The organism is Sunxiuqinia elliptica (assembly GCF_900113005.1).
GTDB lineage: Bacteria > Bacteroidota > Bacteroidia > Bacteroidales > Prolixibacteraceae > Sunxiuqinia > Sunxiuqinia elliptica.
This window is the reverse complement of record NZ_FONW01000009.1, coordinates 179,705-206,533: the sequence shown is the minus strand read 5'-3', so window position 1 is coordinate 206,533 and position 26,829 is coordinate 179,705. Positions and strand designations below refer to the sequence as shown.

The 26,829-nt window shown below is 41.7% G+C and carries 30 protein-coding genes and 1 tRNA gene; 17 read left to right on the top strand and 14 right to left on the bottom strand.

The window, feature by feature from the left end; translation table 11 throughout:
* Window positions 1-199 precede the first annotated feature (199 nt).
* Window positions 200-460: a transporter suffix domain-containing protein gene (locus tag BM156_RS15815; RefSeq protein ID WP_093920860.1), complete on the bottom strand. Its 261-nt coding sequence runs from the start codon at window positions 458-460 to the stop codon at window positions 200-202.
* A gap of 200 nt (window positions 461-660) precedes the next feature.
* Here BM156_RS15815 and BM156_RS15810 point away from each other — a divergent pair, with 200 nt between their 5' ends.
* Window positions 661-1,266 (top strand): MarC family protein, encoded by a 606-nt coding sequence (locus BM156_RS15810; RefSeq protein ID WP_093920859.1) that lies wholly within the window; start codon window positions 661-663, stop codon window positions 1,264-1,266.
* A 76-nt stretch (window positions 1,267-1,342) separates the two neighbouring features.
* Here BM156_RS15810 and rfbC read toward each other — a convergent pair whose 3' ends face one another.
* Window positions 1,343-1,906, bottom strand: a complete 564-nt coding sequence (rfbC, locus tag BM156_RS15805; RefSeq protein ID WP_093920858.1) for a dTDP-4-dehydrorhamnose 3,5-epimerase — start codon at window positions 1,904-1,906, stop codon at window positions 1,343-1,345.
* Between the two features lie 28 nt (window positions 1,907-1,934).
* A complete protein-coding gene (locus BM156_RS15800; protein ID WP_093920857.1) occupies window positions 1,935-2,717 on the bottom strand; it encodes a sugar phosphate nucleotidyltransferase in 783 nt (260 codons plus the stop codon).
* A gap of 209 nt (window positions 2,718-2,926) precedes the next feature.
* Between BM156_RS15800 and BM156_RS15795 the strand changes: the two genes are divergently transcribed.
* The 4 genes from BM156_RS15795 (at window position 2,927) to BM156_RS15780 (ending at window position 6,271) form a co-directional block, all read left to right on the top strand.
* Entirely contained in the window at window positions 2,927-4,126 is a 1,200-nt protein-coding gene (locus BM156_RS15795) for an MFS transporter (RefSeq protein WP_093920856.1), read from the top strand.
* 63 nt (window positions 4,127-4,189) lie between these two features.
* Window positions 4,190-5,056 (top strand): cation diffusion facilitator family transporter, encoded by an 867-nt coding sequence (locus BM156_RS15790; protein ID WP_093920855.1) that lies wholly within the window; start codon window positions 4,190-4,192, stop codon window positions 5,054-5,056.
* A 110-nt stretch (window positions 5,057-5,166) separates the two neighbouring features.
* The gene (locus BM156_RS15785; RefSeq protein WP_093920854.1) at window positions 5,167-5,631 is read left to right on the top strand and encodes a DUF6452 family protein; all 465 of its coding nucleotides are present in this window, start codon (window positions 5,167-5,169) and stop codon (window positions 5,629-5,631) included.
* On the top strand, window positions 5,582-6,271 hold the full coding sequence (locus BM156_RS15780; RefSeq protein WP_139218310.1) for a DUF6048 family protein: 690 nt from the start codon (window positions 5,582-5,584) through the stop codon (window positions 6,269-6,271). The genes BM156_RS15785 and BM156_RS15780 overlap by 50 nt, the downstream gene beginning before the upstream one ends.
* 230 nt (window positions 6,272-6,501) lie before the next feature.
* Here BM156_RS15780 and groL read toward each other — a convergent pair whose 3' ends face one another.
* The 6 genes from groL to BM156_RS15750 all read right to left on the bottom strand — a co-directional run bounded on the left by groL (window position 6,502) and on the right by BM156_RS15750 (window position 11,440).
* Complete coding sequence (gene groL / locus BM156_RS15775) at window positions 6,502-8,139, bottom strand: chaperonin GroEL (protein WP_093920852.1); 1,638 nt, start codon at window positions 8,137-8,139, stop codon at window positions 6,502-6,504.
* Window positions 8,140-8,172: 33 nt separating this feature from the next.
* Entirely contained in the window at window positions 8,173-8,451 is a 279-nt protein-coding gene (locus tag BM156_RS15770; protein WP_093920851.1) for a co-chaperone GroES, read from the bottom strand.
* A 264-nt stretch (window positions 8,452-8,715) separates the two neighbouring features.
* Entirely contained in the window at window positions 8,716-9,069 is a 354-nt protein-coding gene (secG, locus tag BM156_RS15765) for a preprotein translocase subunit SecG (protein ID WP_093920850.1), read from the bottom strand.
* A 10-nt stretch (window positions 9,070-9,079) separates the two neighbouring features.
* On the bottom strand, window positions 9,080-9,691 hold the full coding sequence (locus BM156_RS15760; protein WP_093920849.1) for a hypothetical protein: 612 nt from the start codon (window positions 9,689-9,691) through the stop codon (window positions 9,080-9,082).
* On the bottom strand, window positions 9,691-10,221 hold the full coding sequence (locus BM156_RS15755; RefSeq protein ID WP_093920848.1) for an LptE family protein: 531 nt from the start codon (window positions 10,219-10,221) through the stop codon (window positions 9,691-9,693). The genes BM156_RS15760 and BM156_RS15755 overlap by 1 nt, the downstream gene beginning before the upstream one ends.
* Window positions 10,208-11,440, bottom strand: coding sequence for a sigma-54 interaction domain-containing protein (locus tag BM156_RS15750; RefSeq protein WP_093920847.1), 1,233 nt, complete (start codon window positions 11,438-11,440; stop codon window positions 10,208-10,210). The genes BM156_RS15755 and BM156_RS15750 overlap by 14 nt, the downstream gene beginning before the upstream one ends.
* Before the next feature lie 470 nt (window positions 11,441-11,910).
* Between BM156_RS15750 and kdsB the strand changes: the two genes are divergently transcribed.
* Window positions 11,911-12,660, top strand: a complete 750-nt coding sequence (gene kdsB / locus BM156_RS15745) for a 3-deoxy-manno-octulosonate cytidylyltransferase (protein ID WP_093920846.1) — start codon at window positions 11,911-11,913, stop codon at window positions 12,658-12,660.
* Between the two features lie 340 nt (window positions 12,661-13,000).
* Here the strand turns inward: kdsB and BM156_RS15735 are convergent, their stop codons facing one another.
* Window positions 13,001-13,465 (bottom strand): peptidylprolyl isomerase, encoded by a 465-nt coding sequence (locus tag BM156_RS15735; RefSeq protein ID WP_262987310.1) that lies wholly within the window; start codon window positions 13,463-13,465, stop codon window positions 13,001-13,003.
* A 145-nt stretch (window positions 13,466-13,610) separates the two neighbouring features.
* On the opposite strand from BM156_RS15735, the gene gdhA (BM156_RS15730) reads away from it, so the two are divergent.
* The 10 genes from gdhA (BM156_RS15730) (at window position 13,611) to BM156_RS15685 (ending at window position 21,625) form a co-directional block, all read left to right on the top strand.
* Window positions 13,611-14,963, top strand: coding sequence for an NADP-specific glutamate dehydrogenase (gdhA, locus tag BM156_RS15730; RefSeq protein ID WP_093920843.1), 1,353 nt, complete (start codon window positions 13,611-13,613; stop codon window positions 14,961-14,963).
* Window positions 14,964-15,226: 263 nt separating this feature from the next.
* On the top strand, window positions 15,227-16,561 hold the full coding sequence (gene gdhA, locus BM156_RS15725; RefSeq protein WP_093920842.1) for an NADP-specific glutamate dehydrogenase: 1,335 nt from the start codon (window positions 15,227-15,229) through the stop codon (window positions 16,559-16,561).
* Window positions 16,562-16,693: 132 nt separating this feature from the next.
* Window positions 16,694-17,458: a TatD family hydrolase gene (locus BM156_RS15720; RefSeq protein ID WP_093920841.1), complete on the top strand. Its 765-nt coding sequence runs from the start codon at window positions 16,694-16,696 to the stop codon at window positions 17,456-17,458.
* A gap of 39 nt (window positions 17,459-17,497) precedes the next feature.
* Complete coding sequence (locus tag BM156_RS15715; protein ID WP_244525752.1) at window positions 17,498-18,526, top strand: asparaginase; 1,029 nt, start codon at window positions 17,498-17,500, stop codon at window positions 18,524-18,526.
* Between the two features lie 68 nt (window positions 18,527-18,594).
* Window positions 18,595-18,682, top strand: a tRNA-Ser gene (locus tag BM156_RS15710).
* 160 nt (window positions 18,683-18,842) lie between these two features.
* A complete protein-coding gene (locus BM156_RS15705) occupies window positions 18,843-19,664 on the top strand; it encodes a MotA/TolQ/ExbB proton channel family protein (RefSeq protein ID WP_243745403.1) in 822 nt (273 codons plus the stop codon).
* Between the two features lie 8 nt (window positions 19,665-19,672).
* Window positions 19,673-20,128, top strand: coding sequence for a hypothetical protein (locus tag BM156_RS15700; RefSeq protein WP_093920840.1), 456 nt, complete (start codon window positions 19,673-19,675; stop codon window positions 20,126-20,128).
* 37 nt (window positions 20,129-20,165) lie between these two features.
* Window positions 20,166-20,744, top strand: coding sequence for a biopolymer transporter ExbD (locus BM156_RS15695; RefSeq protein WP_093920839.1), 579 nt, complete (start codon window positions 20,166-20,168; stop codon window positions 20,742-20,744).
* Window position 20,745: 1 nt separating this feature from the next.
* Window positions 20,746-21,216 (top strand): ExbD/TolR family protein, encoded by a 471-nt coding sequence (locus BM156_RS15690; protein ID WP_093920838.1) that lies wholly within the window; start codon window positions 20,746-20,748, stop codon window positions 21,214-21,216.
* Window positions 21,217-21,286: 70 nt separating this feature from the next.
* On the top strand, window positions 21,287-21,625 hold the full coding sequence (locus BM156_RS15685; RefSeq protein WP_170846982.1) for a cupin domain-containing protein: 339 nt from the start codon (window positions 21,287-21,289) through the stop codon (window positions 21,623-21,625).
* A gap of 52 nt (window positions 21,626-21,677) precedes the next feature.
* Here the strand turns inward: BM156_RS15685 and aspS are convergent, their stop codons facing one another.
* Complete coding sequence (gene aspS, locus BM156_RS15680; protein ID WP_093920836.1) at window positions 21,678-23,438, bottom strand: aspartate--tRNA ligase; 1,761 nt, start codon at window positions 23,436-23,438, stop codon at window positions 21,678-21,680.
* 92 nt (window positions 23,439-23,530) lie between these two features.
* On the opposite strand from aspS, the gene BM156_RS15675 reads away from it, so the two are divergent.
* Window positions 23,531-23,971 (top strand): nucleoside deaminase, encoded by a 441-nt coding sequence (locus BM156_RS15675; RefSeq protein WP_093920835.1) that lies wholly within the window; start codon window positions 23,531-23,533, stop codon window positions 23,969-23,971.
* Window positions 23,972-24,252: 281 nt separating this feature from the next.
* On the opposite strand, the gene nqrF is transcribed toward BM156_RS15675, so the two are convergent.
* From nqrF to BM156_RS15660, 3 genes are read right to left on the bottom strand one after another with little or no spacing between them, the layout of a single operon-like run.
* On the bottom strand, window positions 24,253-25,515 hold the full coding sequence (gene nqrF, locus BM156_RS15670; protein WP_093920834.1) for an NADH:ubiquinone reductase (Na(+)-transporting) subunit F: 1,263 nt from the start codon (window positions 25,513-25,515) through the stop codon (window positions 24,253-24,255).
* Between the two features lie 21 nt (window positions 25,516-25,536).
* The gene (nqrE, locus tag BM156_RS15665; protein ID WP_093920833.1) at window positions 25,537-26,154 is read right to left on the bottom strand and encodes an NADH:ubiquinone reductase (Na(+)-transporting) subunit E; all 618 of its coding nucleotides are present in this window, start codon (window positions 26,152-26,154) and stop codon (window positions 25,537-25,539) included.
* 21 nt (window positions 26,155-26,175) lie between these two features.
* Window positions 26,176-26,826, bottom strand: a complete 651-nt coding sequence (locus tag BM156_RS15660; protein WP_093920832.1) for an NADH:ubiquinone reductase (Na(+)-transporting) subunit D — start codon at window positions 26,824-26,826, stop codon at window positions 26,176-26,178.
* Window positions 26,827-26,829: the final 3 nt, after the last annotated feature.

Genomic DNA, 26,829 nt, shown 5'->3' with positions numbered 1-26,829 from the left:
ACCAAACAGCTTTATAAGCTTTGGAACCGTCTCTCATCGGGTAGCTACTTTCCTCCTCCGGTTAAGGAAGTTGAAATACCTAAGAAAGACGGGAAAGTTCGTCAACTGGGCATTCCAACTATAGCCGATCGGGTGGCACAGGAAGTGGAAGTTGAAGTGGTGGAAGAATAGGTTCAGGCTTTTCCGAAGAAGGGGTGGTTTACTCTTCTTCGGCGCTTTTTTTGCGAAACCAGTTACCCGGGTTAAGCCGGGCTTTGTATTTGGTGAAAAGTTCTTTGCCCACCAGCAGGCCGCCCAGCCAAAACACCACCTCCATGGCAATAAAGCTGGCCGACGACCACACGACTTTCTGCTTGGTTTCGAGCTCCAAAAATGGAATGAGCAGGGTGAGGGCAAAAAACACCCCACTAAAAATCATCAGAAATATTCCCCATCGTACGGCTTTGTTCTTCTTTTTCATCCTGATAATAAAACGGTTGGGTGTGGTAGGTTGTTTGCTTTATCCTCGTGGATTAGTTGTCGTGCTCCGGAGCTTTTGATTTGCTCAACAAGAGCTAATTTTATTTGATCGTTTAAAAAAATGTTCAGTTATTCGCAACAGAGAAATCTGCCGGCTGATTGGCTGGCACAAAGTAGAATTCAATAAAGTAGAAGAAAATCATGTTGTCATCGATCGTCGAATTTTTGGTCATGCTCAATCCGTTTGCCTTGTTTCTTTACCTGGAGCCTATCCGGAAAGATTTATCGCATCGCGATTTTGTGAAAGTTATTCTCAAGGCCAGCCTTATTTCATTTACCATTTGCTTCCTTTTCTTTCTCTCCGGAGATTTATTCTTTCGGAAGATTTTTCAAATTGACTTTGAATCGTTCCGGATTTTTGGGGGAGTTATTATTTTCTCGTATGCCTATTTTTACATTGTAAAAGGGCAAAAGGCGTTGATTATTATTAAAGAAAGTTTGGATGACTTAGCTTCGGAAATTGCGTTGCCTTTTATGGTGGGGGCCGGTTCCATTTCGTTGAGCATTTTGTTGGCTCACGATCACTCGTATACAAAAGGTGGTTTAGCCTTGGTCGGAATTTTCCTGGTCAACTTCTTGGTTATTTTCTTGCTGAAGAAGTTTCGGGATACGATTGAAAAGAAGAAATTTAAAACGGCCTTTGATAAAAATATGGAGGTTCTGCTCCGATTGAACGGTTTCTTTATTGGCGCGATCGGAATCAATATGGTGCTGATGGGAATTAAGAATCTTTTTGGTTTAGGCTAAAAAAATGAAAAGCAATTATAAAAAGACTTCCCGGTTTATCAACATGGATCAACCGGGAAGTCTTTTTTTTGCGGGTTTAGATAACGAGTCCGCCCGATGTTTCTTCGTCAAAAGCTTTAAAGCTCATGTTTTTCTGATCCTTATCTGAAAGTATTGGATTTTTAACCGGCCAATCAATGTTTAAGGTTTCGTCATTCCAAATCAGTCCCCGTTCGTATTGAGGGGCGTAAATGCTATCTACCTTGTAGCTAACCTCGCTAATTTCGCTAAGCGTGCAAAAGGCATGAGCAAAACCCCGTGGGATGAAAATCATCTTTTTATTCTCGGCACTTAGCTCAATGGAATCCCATTGTCCGTAGGTTGGTGAGCCTTTTCGAAGGTCCACAAAAACGTCCAATACGGTTCCTTTTAAACAGCGAAGCATCTTGGTTTCGGAGAAAGGAGGAAGCTGCAGGTGAAGCCCGCGGATGATGCCGGCTTGCTCCGAACGTGAATGATTTTCCTGTACCCAATGGCGGCCAATACCTGCTTCGGTTAATGTTTTTTCGTCAAAAACACGCATAAAAAAACCTCGTGGGTCAAGCAGTGGTTTTAGTCGAATTTCGTATACGCCTTTGATTTTTCGTTCTTTAATTTCCATGGTGTGTTGTTGAATGTTTTTCTCGGAACTAATCTTTCCAGAGTTTCCAGCGGGGATCTTCGGCCCACATTTTATTTAGCATTTGGTTGTCGCGGAAGGTATCCATGCACTGCCAAAATCCTTTGTGACGATAAACAGCGAGTTGGTTTTGCTTGACAATGGCATCAAAAGCTTCCAATTCCAAATCGGCTCCCGGGTCGTTGGGGATGTAATCCAAAAACTCTTTTTTGAATACAAAGTAACCGCCGTTAATGGGCTCCTTATCTTCAGTCTCTCTCAATTTTTGTTTGAACTGGCTGACCTGGTTTCCGTTTGTTACCATTTCGCCAAACTTTGATGCCGGGTAAACGCCGGTAACCGTGCCAATTGTATCTTGCTGTTTGGCGTAGTCAACCAGCTGATGCAAATTTACATCAGCAACTGCGTCGCCGTAGGTCAGCATAAAGTAATCATCCTCAATGTACTTTCCGGCAAGCTTGGTTCGGTAGCCTGTCATGGATGATTCGCCTGTTTCTACCAGGGTAACTTTCCAATTGGTGTCGTGGTGTTGGCCGTGGACATCAATTTGACCGTTAGACAGGTCTACGGTAAAGTCTTGATTGTAGCTGTTGAAGTTGAGGAAGTATTCTCGAATGGCATCTCCTTTATAGCCCAGCGCCAGAATAAACTCATTAAACCCAAAGTGGGCATAATGTTTCATGATATGCCATAAAATGGGTTTGCCGCCTATCTGCACCATTGGTTTGGGCTTATATTCAGTTTCTTCACGAAGGCGCGTGCCCATTCCCCCACATAAAATGATTGTCTTCATAGTGTCTTTTTAGTTGTTTGTCCTAAATCAATGGTTTCACCATGATTTTTATTTTTTCATAAGTTACAATAAGCTATGCATAAAAACAAAGGATTATTCTGGTAGGATGGTTTCTATATTGGTTTGTTTAACGTTCTTTTATCCTTAACGCTGAAAAGCGCATTTTGTTAGCAGAATGCTTACTTTTACTTTTTACTAAATTTGAGGTTATGGGTACAGCTGGGGCTGTTTTTAAAGAAAAGAACTTATACATCATTTTTAGTATCACCTTGGTTGCGGTGATGGGGGTGGCAAGTATAACGCCTGCTTTCCCCGATATTATAGCCTACTTCGGAATTGACGCTCAGGAAGTAGGCCTGCTAATTGTTGCTTTTACCTTGCCGGGGGTATTTTTAACTCCCATTACGGGCACTTTGGCCGATCGGTTTGGTCGGAAGTTGGTGTTGGTGCCTTCCCTGTTTTTATTTGGGCTAGCCGGTGTGGGCTGTATGTTTACCTCAAGCTTTTGGAGTTTATTGGTCCTCCGTTTTTTGCAAGGAGTGGGGGCGAGTTCGCTGTCAAGTCTAAACCTAACGTTGGTCGGAGATTTGTTTTCCGGGAATCAGCGGACCCAGGTGATGGGCTATAATGCGAGTGTGTTGAGTATTGGCACGGCAACTTATCCGGCAGTAGGTGGTATTTTGGCTGTTTTAGGCTGGAAATACATTTTCATTCTTCCGGTGTTGGCTATTCCTTTGGGCATTTGGGTGTTGAATGGGCTGAAGAATCCGGAGCCGAAAAACAAACAGAAACTATCGACTTATTTTGGGCGGGTTTGGAAGACCATTAATCAACGAAATGTGTGGGCTTTATTGATTATTAATATCATCTTGTTTTTGATTTTATATGGAACTTATTTGACCTATTTCCCACTGATGATGAAAAATCGAATGAATGCTGATTCGTACCACATTGGCCTGATGATGTCACTTATGTCGGTGGTTACAGCAATCATGTCCTCTCGTTTGGGCTGGTTGAATGAGCGAATTCCGGTGAAGCGTCAGCTTTTGGTTGGAAGTTCAGCCTATTTGCTGGCCTCTTTGTTGATGCTGGTTGCGGACAATTATGGGGTCATTGCTTTTTCAGTGATTGTTTTCGGGCTTGGACATGGGGTAGTCATTCCATCGATTCAAAATTTATTGGTTGGTTTTGCATCCATCCAGGAACGGGCTGCTTTTATGTCGGTTAACTCGATGGTGCTCCGTATTGGACAAACCCTTGGCCCATTGTTGGTTGGGGTGTTTTATGCGCTGTCTGGTTTAAGTGGAGCATTTTGGTCGGGAGTCGGTCTGGCTTTCATCATGATACTGATTATTCATTTTCTGGTTTTTATTCCTGCAACTGATTCGTCGGCCAAAAGCGTTGATTAAATCAAAACAAGCCTTATTTTTGAATTGATTATGTAAGTTGAAGCTGAGCTATAAGCTACGTTTATGAAAAGCAATAATAAGAAATATATCATCCTTGAAGGTTGGATCTCAATCTTTACCAACTTGTTGTTATTTGGGTTGAAGTACTGGGCAGGACTGGTGTCTGGTTCAATTGCTTTAATTGCCGATGCCTGGCATACGTTAACCGACTCGGTCTCATCGGTTATCGTTTTGCTTGGAGGAAAGCTTTCGAGTAAGCCTGCCGATGAGGAGCACCCTTTTGGGCATGGTAGGGCTGAGCACATTGCCGCTGTGATTATCGGTGTATTGTTGGCTATAGTGGCATTCGATTTTGTGCTTAGTGCCGTCGAGAAGTTTAATAGTCGTGAAGGAGGTAGCTTCGGTACAATTGCCATTGTGGTGACAATTGTTTCAATTTTAGGTAAAGAGGCCCTGGCGCAATATGCTTTCTGGGGCTATCGGAAAACACATTCATCGGTGTTAAAAGCTGATGGTTGGCACCATCGTACCGACTCGCTTTCATCCATAATTATTTTAGTTGGGATTTTGGTTGGCAAGTATTTTTGGTGGATCGACTCGCTATTGGCATTCATTGTTGCCTTAATGATTGCTTATGCCAGCTATGAAATATTGTCGAAGGAAATTAAGAGCTTGTTGGGCGAGCGAATTGATCCGGAATTACTTGAAGCAATCAAGCAAGAGGTTGATCAGCTGTTCGATCGGGAATTGTATATGCATCATTTTCATTTGCATCGTTATGGCAATCATAATGAGTTGAGTTGTCATATTAAGCTGCCATCCAATATGCCATTAAAAGAGGCACACGCCATTTGTACCCGAATTGAAAACGAAATTCAGGTGAAATTTGATTTGATTACTACTATTCATCCCGAACCATTGGAGGATTAAATGGCGGTTGTAAGAAGGTAAAAGAAGAAATAGGCCTGCTGTTAAAAAGTTCTTGGGCATTCTCCTGTTTTCCTCCCGAATATCCTTAAATTAGCGTTTTTGACTTTGTTATGATGAAGAAAATCCTTTTCGGCTTATTTTGGGCTTTGGCCTTGGTCGCTTGTAAAGAAGTGTTTGATCCACCTCCTCAGGCATTGCTTCAGGTAAAGGTGAAGTATGTTGATGAAGAAGCAACAGGCTCGCCAAAAGTATCCGTTTATGGTGTTGACATGGATGATACCATTTGGATTTACCAGGAAATAACCAGCGACTTTCGTTTGCCAATGAGTGCGAAAACGGAAACCAGTTTTGTGATTTTGCTGGATTCGATTGCCGATACGTTGACTATTACACACGATAAAGAGTTGATTTTTGAGTCGGCAGAAAGTGGCTTTTATAACGAGTACAAAATTTTAGATGTTAAACATACCTTTAATCGAATTGAAGATTACGAGGTAACAGATAGCGCGGTGACTAAAAACTGGCATGAGAATATTCAGCTTTACATTAATTCTTTGCCTGCTGACGCTAATTAGTCAGGGGCAAGAGCGCGAGCTCAAACTGAAACCCAAACGGACGGATAAATTCATTCATATGGATGGGTTGCGTGTGGGACTTGATATTTCACGCTCAATGCAGCATTTGTGGAATAAGGGTAATCGTTATGGTACGGAGTTAAGTTTTGACTTTGAATTGGTGCCTAACCTGTATCCGGTGTTGGAAACGGGTTGGGAAAAGCTTCGAATGAGACAAGACTATGTCGATTATAGTTCTTCCGGATCATATACCCGTTTAGGGTTTGATTATAACTTGTTGGTTGCTGAACACCAAAAAGACATGGATATGGTGTATGTTGGCTTGCGCTATGGTTTTGACTTTGCCAACCAGCAGGTGAAAGAGTACCTGATCCCTAATTACTGGGGCGATATCACAGGGAGCTTTGGCCGGCAAAATTACAATGCCCAATGGGCTGAATTTGTCTTGGGCATGAAAGGAGAAATCTTTAAGAATTTCTTTTTAGGCTGGGGTATTCGAGGTAAGTTGAAGCTGAATCAGAAGGATTTCGATATTCCTCATGTTTATTTTAATCCAGGCTATGGGCCGGCAGAGAAAAAATTCAACTTTGACTTCTCTTATTCGGTCTATTACAACCTTCCATTTAATTTCAGAAAATAGGACTGAAGATCTGCCCGCTAATTTGAAAGACGTGGGGAGAGGCTATGCAGGGATGGATTCTCTTTGTGGAACTGAATTGCTACAAGATGCCCGAAACTAAAGTCTATTACTTAAAGATCTAGTTGTGCTTTTAACTTCCTGTTAGGACATAAAAAAACAGCGCATCCAATTGATACGCTGCTTTTGATTTATAACAGATTTACTAATTTCTGTTTGGGTATTGAGACTGATTACATCATGCCGCCCATACCGCCACCCATTGGAGGCATAGCAGGAGCTGCAGGAGCATCTTCTTTTTCGTCAACCAATACACACTCAGTAGTTAGGAACATACCAGCAATTGATGCTGCATTTTCAAGGGCTACACGAGTTACTTTTGCTGGGTCGATTACACCAGTTTCATAAAGGTTTTGGTATTCGTCGATACGTGCGTTGTATCCGAAATCACCTTCTCCTTCGCGTACTTTTTGTACCACAACTGCACCTTCTTTACCAGCATTGGCAACGATTTGACGCAATGGCTCTTCAATGGCGCGTTTAACGATCTCGATACCAGTTGTTTCGTCTTCGTTTTCGCCAGTTAAACCTTCAAGAGAAGCAATTGCACGGATAAACATTACACCACCTCCAGGAACGATTCCTTCTTCAACAGCAGCGCGAGTTGCACTCAAGGCATCGTCAACACGGTCTTTCTTCTCTTTCATTTCTACTTCTGAAGCAGCACCTACGTAAAGAACAGCTACTCCACCAGCTAATTTAGCCAGACGCTCTTGCAGTTTTTCGCGGTCGTAGTCAGAAGTTGTTGCTTCGATTTGACGTTTGATCATGCTTACTCTTGCTTTGATCGCTTCTTCATCGCCAGCACCTGAAACAACAGTTGTGTTTTCTTTGTCAACAGTGATTTTCTCAGCTTGGCCAAGCATCTCAATTGTTGCGTCTTCCAACTTCATTCCTTTTTCTTCAGTGATAACAGTACCACCAGTCAAAATTGCTAAGTCTTCCAACATTTCTTTACGACGATCACCAAATCCAGGAGCTTTAACAGCACATACTTTCAATGATCCGCGTAGGCGGTTAACCACCAGTGTAGCCAATGCTTCACCGTCAACATCTTCAGCAATAATCATCAATGGACGTCCGCTTTGAGCTGTTTGTTCCAGTACAGGAAGCAGATCTTTCATGGTGCTGATCTTTTTGTCGTGGATCAGGATGAAAGGAGCTTCTAAGCTAGCTTCCATTTTTTCGGTATCAGTTACAAAGTAAGGAGAAATGTAACCACGGTCGAATTGCATACCTTCAACAACATCAACGTAAGTTTCAGTTCCTTTGGCTTCTTCAACAGTAATAACACCTTCTTTGTGAACTTTTTCCATGGCTTGAGCGATCAAAGAACCGATTTCTTCATCACCGTTAGCTGATACTTTGGCTACTTGCTTGATTTTGCTGTAATCGTCGCCAATATTTTGAGCTTGAGATTTGATGGTCTCAACAACTTTAGAAACAGCTTTATCGATACCACGTTTCAGGTCCATTGGGTTGGCACCGGCAGTAACGTTTTTCAAACCAACATTAACAATTGATTGAGCCAAAACGGTGGCAGTAGTCGTACCATCACCAGCGTCGTCACCAGTTTTGCTTGCTACTTCTTTCACCATTTGTGCACCAATGTTGGCATATGCGTCTGATAGTTCGATTTCTTTAGCTACAGTTACACCATCTTTAGTGATCTGAGGAGCACCGAATTTTTTCTCAATAACGACGTTGCGTCCTTTTGGTCCTAAAGTTACTTTAACAGCATTAGCCAACTGGTCTACGCCTTCTTTCAGCAAGTTTCTTGCTTCGATATCGAATTTAATTTCTTTTGCCATTGTTATTCTTTTTTTAGAAGTTTTGAATTTTGATTAAACAATGTATAAAACATCAGTTTGTGACATCAACAAGTAGTCAGTCCCGTCGATGTTCAACTCAGTACCAGAATACTTTCCGTAGAAAACAGTATCACCAGCTTTTAGTTCCATTGGTTCGTCTTTTTTTGCAGCACCAACCAATACAACTTGCCCAGCTTGTGGCTTTTCTTTAGCTGAATCTGGAATAATAATTCCACTTGCTGTTTTTGTCTCTGCTTCCTGTGGTTGAACCAGGATTTTACCTGCAAGGATTTTACCTTTTAACTCTGCCATCTTTTCAAATTATTTTAGTTAGACATATTTTTAAATTGACACCCTTATCTATCGAATTTTATGCCAAACATTGAATGGGGAGAATGACAGTCAGTTTTGAGACATTTTTTCATTTTGACTGAGATGAGAATGTCTGTGTTATTTGTTTTTGTTCTGTAAGACAGTCGTTTGAGTGTTTTGTCAGGTTGTTGAGTGGCCTGACATTTGGACATAAAAAAACCACTCGCATGCGAGTGGTTTGTCATTTATAGAATTGTATAAAATTTATTCTGCTGGAGTTTCTTCCGCTGAATCATCCGTTTGAGGAGTCGTTGTTGGGAAGTTTGGAACAGCTGTTGGATCAACGGCATTTTCAATCTGATCTTTAATTGCTGATTGGTTAATTTGCTCAGCTGAACGTGGAATAAATGCACTTCCTAAAACCGAGAAGAAAAGCAGTGCTGCAGCTAATACCCAAGTTGCTTTTTCCAGAAAGTCGGTCGTTTTACGAACACCCATGATTTGGTTAGATGATTGGAAGTTACTTGCCAAACCACCACCTTTTGAGTTTTGAACCAATACAATTAGGATCAAAAGAATACAAGTGATGAAAATTAAAACAGTGATTAGCGTGTACATGGTGTCTTTATTAATTCGTTAATTTTTTCAGTTTCTCAATCTGCCCGGCAAAGTAAGTATTTTTTTCCGGATATTTCAAACTTAATTTTTCGTAAGCTTGAATCGCTTTTTTGTAATGTTTTTGTTGCCAGTATATTTTTGCAAGAGTTTCAGTCACAAATGAGTGCTCAGCTTCTGGTTGAGTCTGTTCTTCGCCTGAAATATCGGGGGAAGTCTCCGGTTTTGGAGCTTCTGTTTTCCGGATCGAACGGATCAAATCAACCAAGGATTCCTCCTGTTTTGTTTCACGAGGAGCATCCAATAAATAGTAGCCCGGAGCCATATATTCTTTAGCAAGCGGGTCCAGCTCTGACTGTGGTTCTACAGCTGGCTCCAGTTCTTGTTCAGCCTCTTCCTGATGAAGGAAATGGTATAGCTTACGACGATCTGCGATGCGGATTGCTCCTTGCTCGAGGTAATTCTCAAACTCCGGGTGATTAAGCATCTTCATATTCTTAAGCAGCAGGATCCAGGCAGATTGAAAGGCAGGATAGCTTTCAACTACTTGTTTGAGCTCGTCCAAGCTGGTTGAGTTCAACTTTTCGGGGTGCTGCAGGTAGTCGTAAAATGCTTCTTTTTGCATTACCAGTTTGCAATTGATGCGTTAAAGATATCTTCCGTTAGTTTTTCCAAAATCGCTTCAACAAGTTCATCCTCGACTTCACTCAAAATTCTTCTAGCATCGTAATCCTCATAGGCCGTAAAGGTCTTTTCCCAATCCTCATCGTGGTTGAGGTTGTTGGTATATTTTACCCGTACGGTGACAGTCAGCCGGGTTTGCGCAGCTTGGTCTCCTTGGGAAATATTCATTGGCCGAGTGTCGTATCCTGTAATCTGACCTTCAAATTCAAGATCCCCGCGTTCTTCAACCAAATCTAAAGATGTTTGACGCAACAGTTTATCTTGAAGGCCGTCGGTGAGTTGTTGGCTTAAGTTGGGGTTAATTAGCCGCGCCCGGTTCGGGAAATAGTATACCGTAAATGTTTTTACCAGAGGAGACAAGGAGGCTCCCGTAAACGAATAGGAAACCTTGCAGCTCTGAAATAAACCACTTCCTGCCACAACAAGTACAATGACGAGCATCCAGCTCCGCAAACTCTTAATTAATGTCATATTCTTTAATTTTTCGATACAACGTACGTTCTGAAATACCTAGCTCTTGTGCTGCGTACTTACGTTTCCCGTTGTGTTTATGAAGGGCTTTTTTAATTAACTCAATTTCTTTCTCTTCCAAAGAAAGCGACTCTTCTACAAATTCTTCGGTGTCCTGAATGTCGTCCCGACTAATCGGTTCATTATAATGAATAGGAGCTTGTGTGGGTGTTTCGGGTACCAATGGACCTTCGTCTTGTTGGTATATTTTCCGAATAATTTGTGCATTGTCTGAGTGAAATCCCGGGCGATCTGCTCCATCTACCATCAGGTCGTGTACCAGCTTCTTCAGGTCATTCATGTCTTTCTTCATGTCGAATAAAACCTGGTAGAGAATTTCTCGTTCGTTGGCAAATGTTTTCTCATCCACTCCCTTGTATAGGGCTGGAAGATGATGTTCGGCAGTGGGGAGATAGTTTCTCATGGCCTGTCCATCGATCATCCGGTTTTGCTCAATGACCGATATTTGCTCGGTAATATTTTTGAGTTGTCGCACATTTCCCGGCCAGTCGAAACTTTCCAGCACACTTTGCGCTTCTTCATCAAGTCGAACTGGAGGCATGCGATAGCGTTCGGCAAAATCACTGGCGAATTTGCGAAAAAGCAGATGAATATCCTCACGGCGATGACGCAAAGGAACGATGCGGATTGGAACGGTATTTAACCGGTAGTACAAGTCTTCCCGGAACTTCCCTTCTTGAATAGCCGTTGGAATATCGACATTGGTTGCCGCAGCAACCCGGACATTTGTTTTCAATACTTTGGATGAACCCACTTTCATGAACTCTCCTGCCTCGAGCACCCGTAACAAACGTACTTGAGTGGAGAGGGGAAGTTCGCCAATTTCATCCAAGAAAATGGTTCCGCCATCAGCTTCCTCGAAATAACCTTTCCGGTCAGATAAGGCGCCGGTAAAAGCTCCTTTCTCGTGGCCAAAAAGTTCGGAGTCAATTGTTCCTTCGGGGATTGCCCCGCAGTTGACTGCGATGTATTTGCCATGCTTGCGAGCTGAAAATTGATGTATGATTTGAGGGAAAGCTTCCTTTCCTGTACCGCTTTCTCCGGTAATGAGTACCGAAAGATCAGTTGGAGCAACCTGTACGGCCACTTCAATCGCTCGGTTAAGTCCGGCGGCGTTCCCAATTATTCCAAAACGTTGTTTTATTTCCTGAACATCCATATTTTTGACACTGAATTTTCAACTGACAAAGTTACAATTTTAACTTTTAAAGCCTTTGTTTTATCGGTCAAGAATCCTATCGAATCGGCTAATAAGGGCAGATTTAACACTTTTTAGATTTTCTGACGAAATTGCAAGGTCAAAAAAAGTTGTAGAATTTTGAAGGGCTTAAGATAGCAATTTTCGCATTCAATGTTCGCTGGGTAAACTCCGGTGTAAAGTTTATTTTGTAAGGTTTCAGGGCATGTATTGTTAGGAAGTATGAGACACTGATCTGACTTGGCTTTACAAAAGTTCTCTTTTTGTCATACGTTATACAATAAATAGTTGCTTGATTTTGAAAGTTGTTTTATGACGGGTTCTGCTAGCCAGATTTAGAAGCTGCAAATGATTGAGAGCGGAATAGCTAAGGATCTATTATCTTTGAAGGTTGATTATTTTTCTTTGAAAAGGACAAACAAATTTAGGGGATGAAGTTTATTGGAATAATACCTGCGCGTTATGCGTCAACCCGGTTCCCGGGAAAACCGTTGGCAATTCTGGATGGCAAGCCAATTATTCAACATGTTTATGAAAATGCGGCACAGGCACTTGATGGGGTTTGGATTGCTACCGATGATGAACGAATTGCTCAGGCAGTTGAGCTTTTTGGTGGAAATTATGTGATGACCCGGAATGATCATCAGAGTGGAACCGACCGTTGTGCAGAGGCAGCAGCTCAATTGTCTGCCAGCGTATCGTTTGATGTGGTAATCAATATTCAGGGAGATGAGCCTTTTGTTCGGGCAGAGCAAATTGAAACCCTGAAGGCATGCTTTGAAGACCCGAAAACAGAGATTGCCACTTTGGTGAAAAAGATTGAGAAAACAGAAGTTCTTTTTAATCCGAATCGTCCCAAAGTAGTGTTGGATGCCGCAAAGAATGCCTTGTTGTTCTCACGCGAAGCAATTCCTCATATTCGTGGTGTCGAAAAAGAAGAGTGGCTTGCGAAGCATACGTTTTATGGGCATTTGGGGATGTATGCTTACCGAAAACAAGTGTTGCAGCAAATTACGCAACTAAAACCTTCGGTATTGGAATTGGCTGAATCGTTGGAGCAGCTGCGTTGGCTGGAAAATGGTTTTGTCATTAAGGTTGGACAGACAGCTTTTGAGAGTATTGGCATTGATACGCCTGAAGATTTGGAAGCTGCAACTCAATATTTGAAGCAAAGACAGTAACAGTAGATTTGGGTTAGTTGGAGATGAAATACAGTATGATGAATAGCAGAAGGATGGCGAGAATCCACAGAAGCGTTCTTATCTGTTTCTCTCTTCTTTTTTCCGCTAAAAGCTTTCTACGAAATAATTCAAACTCTCTGGGTGTTGCTTTTTTGAAGTTAAGTTTGTTGTGAGTAAACGGACCATCTTTTACCGTTCGGTGTTTAAATGCTTGTGTCTTTTCTTTTAAAAGACTTCGGTTATTTTTCATGGTTTGCACCATGGACGCAATGGATCCAGCACCAAACATACTACTGACTTTTATAAGAGAGGACTGGCAAATAGTGCCAGCCCTGTCCTGTTAGTCTTCTAAGATAACGATTTTTTCAATCGTGTCTCCTTGGCGAATCGCGTCAATTACCTCTACGCCTTCAAATACTTTTCCAAAGCATGTGTGATTGCGGTCCAGGTGTGCGGTGTTTTCTCTGCTGTGGCAAATGAAAAACTGAGAGCCACCGGTATTTCTTCCGGCGTGTGCCATTGATAATACGCCGCGGTCGTGGTATTGGTTGTTACCATCCAGCTCGCATTTAATGGTGTAGCCCGGGCCGCCGGCGCCAGTTCCGTCAGGACAACCGCCTTGAATGACAAAATTTGGAATGACACGGTGGAAGGTTAGTCCGTCGTAAAATCCATCTTTTGATAGTTTAACAAAATTAGCAACTGTGCCAGGGGCATCTTCCTCGTAAAAGTTCACTTTCATTACCCCTTTGGTGGTATGAATTTCAGCTTGTTTCATTGTTCTTGTTTTTAGAATTCTATGCAAAAGTACAATTTAGGTCCGGAATTGTTGATACTCACTCGAAAATAGCAGGGTATTGTATTGATTGTTAAAGATATGTCGTGTTGAATAGCAGCTTGTGTAATTGCTTGAATTTTATGAACTTATTATAAACTTTAAGCGGTGCGTTATGGAAAAGTCAGTGAGTCGTTTTGTAGAGTCCTTCATGAATTACGTTAAGGCTTTGGATCCATTTCAAAGCGAATTTCACCAAGCAGTTCATGAAGTTGTAGAGTCTGTCACCCCTTATTTGTTAGAGAATCCGAACTACGTTCAATTAAAAATCCTTGAACGTTTAGTTGAACCTGAGCGAGTTATCCAGTTTCGTGTTCCTTGGATTGATGATCAAGGTATGCTTCAGGTTAATCGTGGTTTTCGAGTTGAGATGAATTCGTCCTTGGGCCCCTACAAGGGCGGTTTGCGTTTTCACCCCACTGTCAACTTGAGCATTTTGAAGTTTTTGGCGTTTGAGCAGACGTTCAAAAATAGCCTGACCAGTCTGCCTATGGGAGCAGGAAAGGGGGGATCCGATTTTGATCCGAAGAATAAAACGGATCATGAGGTGATGCGTTTTTGTCAGAGTTTTATGACTGAACTTCAGCGGCATATTGGTGCGAATACAGACATCCCGGCTGGAGATATTGGTGTCGGGGGACGCGAAATCGGTTATTTGTTTGGACAGTATAAGCGTATTCGGAATGAGTTTGCCGGAGTACTGACCGGAAAAGGGCTTGAGTGGGGCGGTAGTTTAATCAGGCCGGAAGCAACGGGATATGGTGCGGTATATTTTGCTGAAGAGATGATGAAGTCCCGAGGAGAGTCTTTCAGCGGGAAAGTGGTGACGATCTCTGGTTCGGGGAACGTTGCACAATATGCCGCAGAGAAAGTGTTGGATTTGGGAGGTCGGGTTGTGACGTTATCGGACTCGAGCGGTTACATTTATGATCCGGCAGGAGTTGATCGGGAGAAGTTGGATTATGTAATGGAGTTGAAAAACATCCAGCGGGGACGCATTAAAGAATATGCTGAGAAGTACGGTTGTGAATATTATCCCGGCAAGCGTCCATGGGGAGTGAAGTGTGATGTCGCCTTGCCGTGTGCTACCGAAAATGAGATTAGCCAGGAAGAGGCGAAAGCTTTGCTGATAAATGGTTGTGAAGTGGTGTCGGAAGGGGCCAATATGCCTTGTCAGCCTGGCGCCGTGCATGAGTTCTTGGAAGCCCGTATTTTATTTGCTCCGGGGAAAGCGGCTAATGCAGGCGGAGTTGCGGTTTCTGGATTGGAAATGGCTCAAAACAGCATGCGCTTAAACTGGATGCGGGATGAGGTGGATCAGCGCTTGCATACCATCATGAAAAGTATTCACAAAATGTGTGTAACCTATGGAGAGCGTCCGGGAGACTGGGTAAACTATGTTGATGGAGCGAACATTGCAGGCTTTGTGAAAGTCGCCAAAGCAATGCGGGCACAAGGAAATGTTTAACATCAAAATTACTGATTGAATATTCGAAAGCCTTTCGAGTAACAAAATGGTCGCCTCGTAGCGTTACGAAGTGACCATTTTGTTTGTTCCTACTTGTTCCCAAATATTTTTTGAAAGCTAAAAAGCTGATTCTGATATTTGTTAGTGTTATTAAACATTCATCTCCGGCGAAATACGTGGACTAAAGTCAGTTTTTAAGGCTAATTTCGTCCTTTCCTTTGTTACGTATAAAGGTTATTCATTTTGAATATAAAATAAACAAGATGAGAACAGATATCAATGAATTTATGCAGGCTTTAATAGCCAAAACACCAGGTGAAAATGAGTTTCATCAGGCTGTTCAAGAGGTGGTTGAGTCCATCTGGGATGCTTACCAAAAAAATCCACGGTATAAAAAAGCAAAAATACTCGAACGTATGGTTGAGCCGGAAAGGATTATTATGTTCCGGGTCCCTTGGGTCGATGATCAAGGCGACGTTCAAATTAACAGAGGGTACCGTGTTGAGTTTAACTCAGCCTTGGGGCCTTACAAAGGCGGTTTGCGTTTTCACCCAACCGTTACTCTTTCAATTTTAAAATTCTTAGGTTTTGAGCAAACCTTTAAAAACAGCTTGACCACTTTGCCGATGGGTGGAGGAAAAGGCGGATCTGATTTCAGTCCAAAAGGAAAATCAGACAATGAGATTATGCGCTTTTGCCAAAGCTTCATGACCGAACTGCAGCGTCATATTGGACCAAATACGGATGTTCCTGCGGGAGACATTGGTGTTGGTGGACGCGAAATTGGTTACCTTTTTGGACAATATAAACGCATCCGGAATGAGTTCACAGGTGTGTTGACCGGTAAAGGTCTTGCCTGGGGTGGTAGTTTAATTCGCCCGGAAGCTACTGGTTTTGGTGCTGTTTATTTTGTACACCACATGTTGGAAGAATTGGGTAAAGGTATTGCCGGAAAAACATTTGCAGTCTCTGGATTTGGAAATGTTGCCTGGGGAGCGATCTCTAAGATCAATGAACTGGGAGGTAAAGTGGTTACCATTTCAGGCCCTGATGGCTACATATATGATGCTGAAGGAATCAGCGGAGAGAAAGTTGAATACATGCTGGAATTGAGGGCAACGAATAATGATGTGGTTGAGCCTTATGCTGCTGAATTTGGTGCTCAATTCTTTGCGGGTAAAAAACCTTGGGAGCAAAAGGTTGATATTGCGATTCCTTGTGCGACCCAAAACGAAGTGGACTTGGAAGATGCCAAAATGTTGGTAGAAAATGGCTGCTTCTTATTTGCCGAAGCTTCCAATATGGGTTGTACTTCCGAAGCTGCCGAGTATTTGTCGGAAAAAATTAGCTATGCTCCGGGAAAAGCTGTGAATGCCGGTGGTGTTGCTGTATCTGGTTTAGAGATGACTCAAAATAGTCAGCGACTGAACTGGACACGAGAAGAGGTTGATGCTCGTTTACATATGATTATGCGCGAGATTCATGAAACTTGCGTTCGTTACGGACGAGTTGGAGATAAAATCAATTACATCAAAGGAGCTAACGTTGGTGGTTTTGTGAAAGTTGCCGATGCCATGTTGGCTCAAGGGGTTGTTTAGGAATTAAAACAGTTTCCAGAATAGTTGAGCGTGTGTATCATTTGTTCGTTTCAAAATCGAATTATCAATTAGATAATATTGGTTTTAAGGTTTACTACATGAATTTAGTTTTCTTTGAGCCAAATTTTTGAAATGTTAATTGATACACACTCTCATATTTATTCTGAGGACTTTAATGATGACATAGATGATGTCATTACCCGGGCATATGATAATGATGTTCGTAAAATTATTCTTCCTAATATCGATAGTTCATCCGTAAAGAAGATGCTGGATTTAGTAGATCAGTATCCTCAGATTTGTTTCCCGCTGATGGGGTTGCATCCAACCTCAGTTGGCGAAGACTACAAAGAAGAACTGGAGCTTGTTGAATTCTGGCTGAAAAAAAGGAAGTTTTATGGAATTGGGGAAATTGGAATCGATTTGTATTGGGAGCGAACTTATATTGAAGAGCAAACAGAAGCTTTTCGGCATCAGCTAAAGTTGGCAAAAGCATACAACATTCCGGTTGTTCTTCATGTCCGTGAGTCGTTTGAAGAGGTTTATGCTGTCGTTAAGGAGGAAATGGATGAACGTTTATCCGGAGTCTTCCATAGTTTTACGGGAACTCTTGATCAGGCTCAGAAAATTACCGATTTAGGGCTTAAGATTGGGATTGGAGGTATTGTAACATTTAAGAATAGTGGTCTTGATCAGGTTGTTCAGCAGATTGATCCGCAGCATCTCATGCTGGAGACCGATTCACCTTATTTAACACCAACCCCATTCCGTGGAAAACGAAACGAAAGTGCCTATTTGATTCACATTGCCCGGAAGATTGCTGAACTTCACGATATCTCAGTCAATGAAGTAGCAAAAATTACATCAGCAAATGCCATCAATTTATTCGGTATTTAATCAGATGTTTCTTTAACTTTGTCGCTTAAAATTTATCCCGTGGATAATAGGTCGATACTTATAATTTATACCGGAGGGACAATTGGGATGGTGCAAAAAGACGGACATGGTGCGTTGGCCCCTGTTCGCTTTGACCAAATTGTAGAAGAAGTGCCGGAACTAAAACGCCTAGGTTGCCATTTAGATTCCATTACCTTCAATCCTCCACTCGATTCTTCTGATATGTCACCCAAAACCTGGGGACGACTGGCTAAAATGATTCAACGAAATTATCGGAAATACGATGGTTTCGTTATTTTGCATGGTACCGATACCATGGCCTATACGGCTTCAGCCTTAAGTTACATGTTGGAGAACCTGGATAAAGCAGTGGTAATGACTGGTTCGCAGTTACCGATTGGGGTATTGCGAACGGATGGGAAAGAAAATCTAATAACTGCTATAGAAATTGCTGCTGCTCAGGAGAATGGCACGACTATTGTTCCTGAGGTTTGCATCTATTTCGATAATAAACTTTACCGGGGGAATCGGGTTGTAAAGCGGCATGCCGATCATTTTAGTGCTTTCGACTCGGTCAATTACCCAATTCTCGCCAAGGCAGGGGTTGATATTCGCTTTTTTCATGAGAATATTTACCATCCGGTGAAGAAAGGTATTTTGAAAGTAAGTTCTAATTTTGATGACCGGGTCGTTGTATTGAAGATCTTTCCTGGAATGAATCAGGAGATTTTTGAACAAATTATCAACATCCCCAGTATTCGAGGCGTTGTGCTCGAAACTTTTGGCTCAGGAAATATTCCAACATTGAGCTGGCTGGTGCGGGTAATAAAGAAAGCCTTGAGGCGAAATGTCATTTGTGTTAACGTAACACAGTGTCAGGGAGGAACAGTAAAAATGGGGCAGTATCAAACCAGTCGGGAACTGAAAAAAATAGGGGTGGTAAGTGGTAAAGATATGACGACCGAAGCTGCTGTAACCAAACTGATGTTCCTGCTTGGACAAGGGCTAAACCATGAGGATGTCAAGATGCATTTACGTAAAAATTTGAGCGGTGAAATAAGTGAGTAGCTTATTTCTTTTTCACATTTTTTTTGTATTTTGCAGCCCTGAAAAAAAACTGGTGCCAGAAACATATTGGAGAGGTGCAGGAGTGGCTGAACTGGCACGCCTGGAAAGCGTGTGTACCCCACAAGGGTACCGAGGGTTCGAATCCCTCTCTCTCCGCGTGAAGGTTAACGTTCTAAATAAAAGAAGGTAGCAACCTTTAGATTGAGTGAAAATAAAGTCGCCTCAAGCTGGTCTTGTTGGCGACTATAAACATAAAACAACAAATAGTATTATAAAATTTAAAATTCAGAAGATTTACTAATTAAAATTAAAACCAATGATGAAAAAACTATTTGCGTTTATAGCAGTTCTTGGGATGCTTTACTTTGGAGCGTCGAACAATGCCGTTGCTCAGGATCAAACAGATGAAGCAACAACTGAAGTAGCAGCGGAAGATTCTGCTCCTGCTGTTGATTTAGCCGCTGATGCTGAAGAGGAAGCTGCAGCTGCAGCTGAGGAAGGTAAATCATTGCACAGCCAGTTGAAACAAAAGTTTATTGAAGGTGATCCAGCTTTCATGTCTTTCGTTTTGATCTGTTTAATTTTGGGTCTTGCTATGTCATTAGAAAGGGTTATTTACCTGAACCTTTCAACAACCAATACTAAAAAACTATTAGTTAAAGTTGAAGAAGCTTTAGATAACGGTGGTATTGAAGCAGCAAAAGAAGTTTGCCGTAACACTCGCGGACCAGTTGCAAGTATTTTTTATCAAGGTCTTGACCGTTCAGAAGAAGGTTTGGATGTGGTAGAAAAAACGGTTGTTTCTTACGGTGGTGTGCAAGCAGGTTTGTTGGAAAAAGGTTTGAGCTGGATTTCTTTGTTCATTGCCTTGGCTCCAATGCTTGGTTTCATGGGTACTGTAATTGGTATGATCGCAGCTTTCGATGCGATTGAAGTAGCAGGTGATATCAGCCCGGCTCTTGTTGCTGGTGGTATTAAAGTGGCTTTGATTACAACCGTTTCTGGTCTTGTAGTTGCCATGATTCTGCAAGTATTCTATAACTATTGTATTGCTAAAATTGACAGCATTATTAACAACATGGAAGATGCTTCCATTTCACTGATTGACATCTTAGTTAAACACAATCTTAAAAAATAAGTAATTTTATGAAACTAGATAAAGTAACAACCATCTTGTTATGGGTGCTTTTAGCAGTTTCAGCAGTTCTGATTGTGTCTATGATGACTAATATCAGTGAGAATGAAGCTGATCCTACTATGGGAGCTTGGATCAATACGAACTTGGTTTGGACCTATATCCTTTTAGGGGTAGGAGCAGTAATTGCTGTTATTTTTGCACTTGTAACTACCTTTACTGATAAAGATGCAGCTAAAAAAGGCCTTATTTCTTTGGTCTTCGGAGCCGTCATTATTGGTATATCCTACGCTTTGGCGTCAGACGCTATCCCTCAATTTTACAATGTTGAGAAGTTTTTAGCTGACGGAACATTGACCAATTCTATTTCGAAAATGGTTGGAACAGGTTTATACACGACTTATGTGTTGTTTATCCTAGCACTTGTTGGTATTGCTGTTTCTTCGGTAAGTAGAATTTTTAAGTAAACACTATTGTGGATAACACAGGAAAAATAATTTAATTATGGCAAAGAAAGTACCTGAAATACCGGGCTCATCGTTGGCTGATATTGCCTTCATGTTGCTTATCTTTTTCCTGGTAACTACCACGATGGATGTTGACAGCGGATTGGAACGTCGTTTACCTCCGATGCCTCCAGAGGAGCAAGAGGATGACGATACACCTCCAATTAAAGAACGTAACGTATTTGTTGTATTGGTTAATGCTAACAACCAATTGTTGGTTGAAGGTGAAATAACCAATATTGATAACCTTCGTGAAAAAGCCAAGGAATTTATGGCTAACCCTTATAATGAAGAAACCCTTCCAGAGAAACAAATGAAAGAAGTTGATTTCTTTGGACCGGTTGAAGTTACTAAAGGGGTTATTTCGCTTCGAAATGACGTTGGTACACAATATGGAACATATATCGCTGTTCAAAACGAGTTGGTAGGTGCCATCAACGATTTGAGAGAGGATCTTGCAAAACAAAAGTTTGGTAAGTCCTTCACAAAACTAGATAGAGATCAACAAAACGCGATAAAAGATATTTATCCGTCAAGGATTTCTGAAGCAGAACCAAAAAAAGTGGGAGGAAACTAGTATGTCAAAGTTTAGAAAGAATGACTCTAAAGAATTGCCACCAATTTCGACTGCGTCGCTTCCTGATATCGTTTTTATGTTGCTTTTCTTCTTCATGGTTAGTACAACCATGCGTGAGGTTACTTTAATGGTTAAGGTAACTGTACCGGAAGCAACAGAATTATCGAAATTAGAAAAGAAATCATTGGTGAGTTACATTTATGTAGGAACTCCTCATCAGCAATACCAAAAGGTATTTGGTTCTGAGCCTCGTATTCAGCTGAATGACCAGTTTGCTAAGGTGTCAGATATTCCTGACTACATTACAGCTGAGCGTGAAGCACGTGACGAAGCAGAGGTTCCATTTATGATTACATCGCTTAAAGTAGATGAGTATACAAAGATGGGTATCGTAACTGATATCAAGCAAGAGCTGCGTAAAGCTGCAGCACTTCACATCAACTACTCATCGCGTAAAAGAGCAGAAGAATAGTTTTTATAAATATAAGATGAAAGGGAGGGTTGGTATCAACTCTCCCTTTTTTATTTTTAAGTATTCAATTATGGCTGTATTGAAATTTGATGATGTCCCTTTTGAGGAAGTTCATCCCGGACTAAAACGTAAAATACTGCACACCAATGAGCTAATGACTGTTTTGTTGGACTTTTCAGATGGTCCTTGGGAGCATCCTGAACCTGTTCATAGTCATGTACATGAGCAGACTTCATACATCGCCAGTGGCGAGGTTATTTTTATTTGTGAGGGCGAAGAGCCTCAGCATTTGAAGCAAGGCGATTTATTCGCGGTTCCTTCAGGTATTCCGCATTCGATCCAGTTGTTATCAGAGAAGGCCAGGTTAATTGATAGTTTTACGCCTCTTCGTAACGATTTTTTGAAATAAAGAAAGGGAGCTACTTTCGTTGGCTCCCTTTTCAATATAACGTGTTGTACGATTAGTTATCTTGCGGTTTTACGTTGAGCTTGAGACTCAATTCATCAAGCTGTTCAATAGCAATAGGTGATGGAGAATCAATCATGACGTCGCGTCCTGCATTGTTTTTAGGGAAAGCAATTACGTCACGAATGGAATCCAAACCTGCAAATAAGGAGACCAGACGGTCAAAGCCAAAGGCAATACCGGCATGTGGTGGAGCACCATACTTAAACGCGTTCATCAGGAAGCCAAATTGAGCTTCGGCTTCTTCCTTCGTGAAACCTAGTAGGCTGAACATCTTAGCTTGTAGTTCTGAGTCAAAAATACGAACGGAGCCACCTCCAATTTCAACACCATTGATAACAAGGTCATAAGCGTTGGCACGAACGTTTCCTGGCTCGCTATCAAGAAGGTGAATGTCTTCCGCTTTTGGTGAAGTAAATGGATGGTGCATGGCATAGTGGCGTTGGCTCTCTTCATCCCACTCCAGTAATGGGAAGTCAACTACCCAAAGTGGTTTAAAGGTGTTTTTGTCCATTAAACCGAGTTGTTTACCCATTTCAAGGCGTAAGGCACCAAGCGCATACAACATCGCTGATTTATCGCCGGAAAGCACTAAAATGAGGTCTCCTGCTTTTGCGTTACAGATGCTAGCCCATTGTTGCAAATCTTCCTGGCTGTAAAATTTGTCGACCGATGATTTGTAGCTGCCATCTTCGTTACACTTGACATAGACCAAGCCTTTGGCTCCAACCTGAGGACGTTTTACCCAGTTGGTAAGGGCATCAAGCTGTTTGCGGGTGTAGTTTGCACATCCTTCAGCAGAGATTGCTCCAATGAATTCTGCATCGTCAAACACCTTAAAATCTTTTCCTTTCACGACTTCTGAGATGTCTTTTATCAACATTTCAAAGCGTGTGTCTGGCTTATCTGATCCGTAGTTGGCAATCGCTTCGGAATAGGGCATTCTCGGGAAGTCAGTAATCTCAACATTTTTGACAGCCTTGAAAAGGTATTTGGTTAATCCTTCAAAGGTGCTGAGTACATCTTCTTGTTCAACAAAGGCCATCTCACAGTCAATCTGTGTAAATTCAGGTTGACGGTCTGCCCGTAGGTCTTCATCTCTAAAACACTTAACAATTTGGTAGTAGCGGTCAAATCCAGCGACCATCAGCAACTGCTTAAATTGTTGTGGAGACTGTGGTAATGCGTAGAACTCTCCTTCATTCATCCGGGAAGGAACAACAAAGTCACGCGCACCCTCCGGAGTCGATTTAATCAAAACAGGAGTTTCTGTTTCAATAAAGTCTTGCTCGTTCAGGTAGGAGCGTACAGCATGAGCCATTTGAGCACGCAGAATTAGATTTTCACGCACAGGCGTACGTCGTAAATCCAGGTAGCGATACTTCATCCGAATATCGTCTCCGCCGTCGCTTTCGTCTTCAATTGTGAAGGGAGGAACGACAGATGGACTTAATACCTTGAGCTCTTTGACATCAATTTCAATTTCTCCGGTCGCAATATTCTTATTTTTACTGCTACGTTCACGAACAAGGCCTGTAGCTTGAATAACGAACTCGCGTCCTAATTTTTTTAGTTGGCTGGTAATAGCATCAGAAGAATTTTCATCAAAAACCAATTGGGTAATGCCATAACGGTCCCGAAGATCGACAAAAGTCATTCCACCCAATTCACGTTTTCGTTGCACCCAACCGGCAAGAGTCACTTCATTCCCCTGGTTTTCCAGGCGTAATTCTCCACATGTATGTGTTCTGTACATAACTTTGTTCGTTTTTTGTTTGCATGCAAAAATAAGCAGATTTTAGCAATTAAAATTGTAGGTTTGTGATTAATTCTGAATGGATTTAAGCAATGGAGCCTTTTGATGATAATTACTTTATGAAGAAAGCCTTTCAGGAAGCAAAACTGGCTTATGAAAAAGGAGAAGTTCCTGTTGGAGCAGTTGTTGTTGCTCAGAATAGGATTATTGCACGAGCGCATAATTTGACGGAGATGCTAACTGATGTAACTGCTCATGCAGAGATGCAGGCCATCACTTCTGCGGCCAATTTACTTGGAGGAAAATATTTGAATGAATGTAGCTTGTATGTTACCTTGGAGCCCTGCGTGATGTGCGCTGGAGCTATTGGCTGGTCGCAGTTGGGGAAATTGGTATATGGGGCTTCTGATTCAAAACGGGGTTTCTCGAAGTTTGCTCCTAAAGCACTTCACCCAAAAACCGAGCTCGTTAAAGGTGTAATGGAGGAAGATTGTGCTGATTTGATGACTGCTTTTTTCCAGGAGAGGCGATAATTAAAGTTGATGCTGAAGCTAAAAATAGATATCAACAATAGAGGTTAGAACCAAGAACCAAGAATCAGGAGTGGGCCGACTACTATCCACTTAACTACCTAGAGCTGTTTGATGTTGTTTGAAAATTGCTCGAGGTGCTTGGAAGCGTTTTTTAATCGTAAGAGCTTTGATCTTGAGAAATTTAGCTAGTCCAATATTTATAAATTCATCAATTGACAATCATAAATAAAAAAGAGCTTTCAACATGCGTTGAAAGCTCTTTTTGTATATCGTAGTCGGAATTAGCTTCCGAAATCGTCATACAATACGTTTTCATCGGGGACACCCAAGTCATAAAGCATTTTTTGAACGGCGTCGTTCATCATTGGGGGACCACATAAGTAGTAGTCAATTTCTTCAGGCTCTTCATGTTTATTTAAGTATTGATCATGAATTACCTGGTGAATAAACCCAGTTGGGCCTTCCCAGTTATCTTCAGGCTGAGGATCAGACAATGCCAGATGGAAAGAGAAATTCGGGAAGTTTTTCTCGATTTCTTTAAACTGGTCAAAGTAGAATACTTCTCGCCATGAACGAGCTCCATACCAGAACGTAACTTGCTTATCAGTTTGTTTCAGTGTGTGGAATAGGTGGAACAAGTGAGAACGCATTGGAGCCATACCAGCACCACCACCGATAAACATCATCTCGTTATCATTATCTTTCAGGAAGAACTCTCCATAAGGACCTGAAATGGTGACTTTATCTCCTGGTTTACGAGAGAAAATATAAGAAGAACAGATTCCTGGATTAACCTTCTGGAATCCTCCATTTACGCGGTCGAAAGGAGGAGTTGCAATACGAATATTCAGCATTACAATGTTTCCTTCTGCAGGGTGGTTAGCCATGGAGTACGCACGGAATGTTGGCTCTGGGTTCTTCATCTTCAGATCAAACAAATTGAATTGTTCCCATTCTGGACGGAACTTTTCGTCAACATCCATGTCTTTAAAATCGACGTCAATTTTAGGAACATCAATCTGGATATAACCACCTGATTTAAAATCAAGTGTTTCACCTTCGGGAAGCTTAACAACAAACTCTTTGATGTAAGTGGCCACATTTCGGTTTGAAACAACTTCACATTCCCATTTTTTGATCCCCATGATTTCTTGAGGAATCTTCAATTTGAGGTCTTCTTTAACTTTTACCTGACAAGCCAGACGCCAGTTATCGTTTTGCTCTTTCCGAGTGAAATAACCAGTTTCAGTAGGTAGAATTGATCCACCTCCGTCAACAACCTGGCAACGACACATGGCACAAGTACCACCACCACCGCAGGCTGAAGGTAAGAAGATTTTATTGTTACCTAAAGTGGTCAACAAGGTATCACCCGGATTGGTCTCTAATACGGTATCTCCCTCGTTAATATCAACTTTTACCACTCCGGAAGGAGTCAGTTTTTTCTTCGCATACAGTAGAATCGACACCAGCAAAATAACCATCAATAGGAAGACGGCGATACTGGTAACGACGACTGTTGTTTGAGCTGCTAAAAATATCATTGTTCTGTGTTTTTTATCTGATTATAGTTTTATTCCCATGAAGCCCATGAATGCCAATCCCATTAAACCGGTCACGATAAAAGTAATTCCAAGGCCTTTTAGCGGAGCAGGAACCTGAGAGTATTCAATCTTTTCACGAATGGCAGCAATACCGACAATAGCCAGGAACCAGCCCACGCCAGATCCTAAACCATAAACAGAAGCTTCGCCAATATTAACAAAGGCTTTTTGCTGCATGAATAATGATCCTCCTAAAATTGCACAGTTTACAGCGATTAGCGGAAGGAAGATTCCCAGCTGGGTGTACAATACAGGAGCAAATTTTTCAACAACCATTTCAACAAGCTGTACCATGGATGCAATAACAGCAATAAACATGATAAAGCTTAAGAAACTAAGGTCAACACCGGCAAAAGTTGGGCTTAACCAAGTTAAAGCACCTTCTTTTAGCACGTAGTTTTCCAACAGATAATCAACAGGAACGGTAATTCCTAAAACAAAGATGACAGCTAATCCAAGGCCGGTAGCTGTTTTTACTGATTTAGATACCGCCAAATAAGAACACATGCCCAGAAAGTAGGCAAATACCATGTTCTCAATAAAGATGGATTTGATAAATAAATTAATCAGGTTTTCCATAATTTCGTCTCTTTTAGCGGATTAATCTTCAATCAATTTACGGTTACGGCTACGCTGAACCCAAATAATAACTCCAACAGTGATCAATGCCATTGGGGGCAAAATCATCATCCCGTTGTTGGCATAAAAACCACCGTTTTCGATGTACCAACTGGCTGGGATTACTTTGTAGCCCCATATGCTACCTGATCCGAAAAGTTCGCGTACAAAACCTACAATAATTAGAATGACACCATAACCTGCAGCATTTCCAAGTCCGTCGAGGAAAGAAGGCCAAGGTTTATTCCCTAGCGCAAAGGCTTCCAAACGTCCCATGATGATACAGTTGGTAATGATCAATCCTACAAACACAGACAACTGTTTACTCACATCGTAAACAAATGCCTTCAAAACCTGGTCAACCAGAATCACTAAGGCAGCAATAACAACAAGCTGTACGATGATCCGGATCCGGTTTGGAATGGTATTTCTCAGTAAGGAAACAATTACGTTGGCGAATGCCAGTACGGCCATTACTGATAAAGACATAACCACCGAAGGCTTCAATTGGGCTGTTACAGCCAGTGCAGAACAGATCCCAAGCACCTGAACGGTAATTGGGTTACTGCTGTTTAGCGGATCGCTGAGCAGTTTCAGGTTTTTCTTTGAAAATAAAGGTTCTTTATCACTCATTTT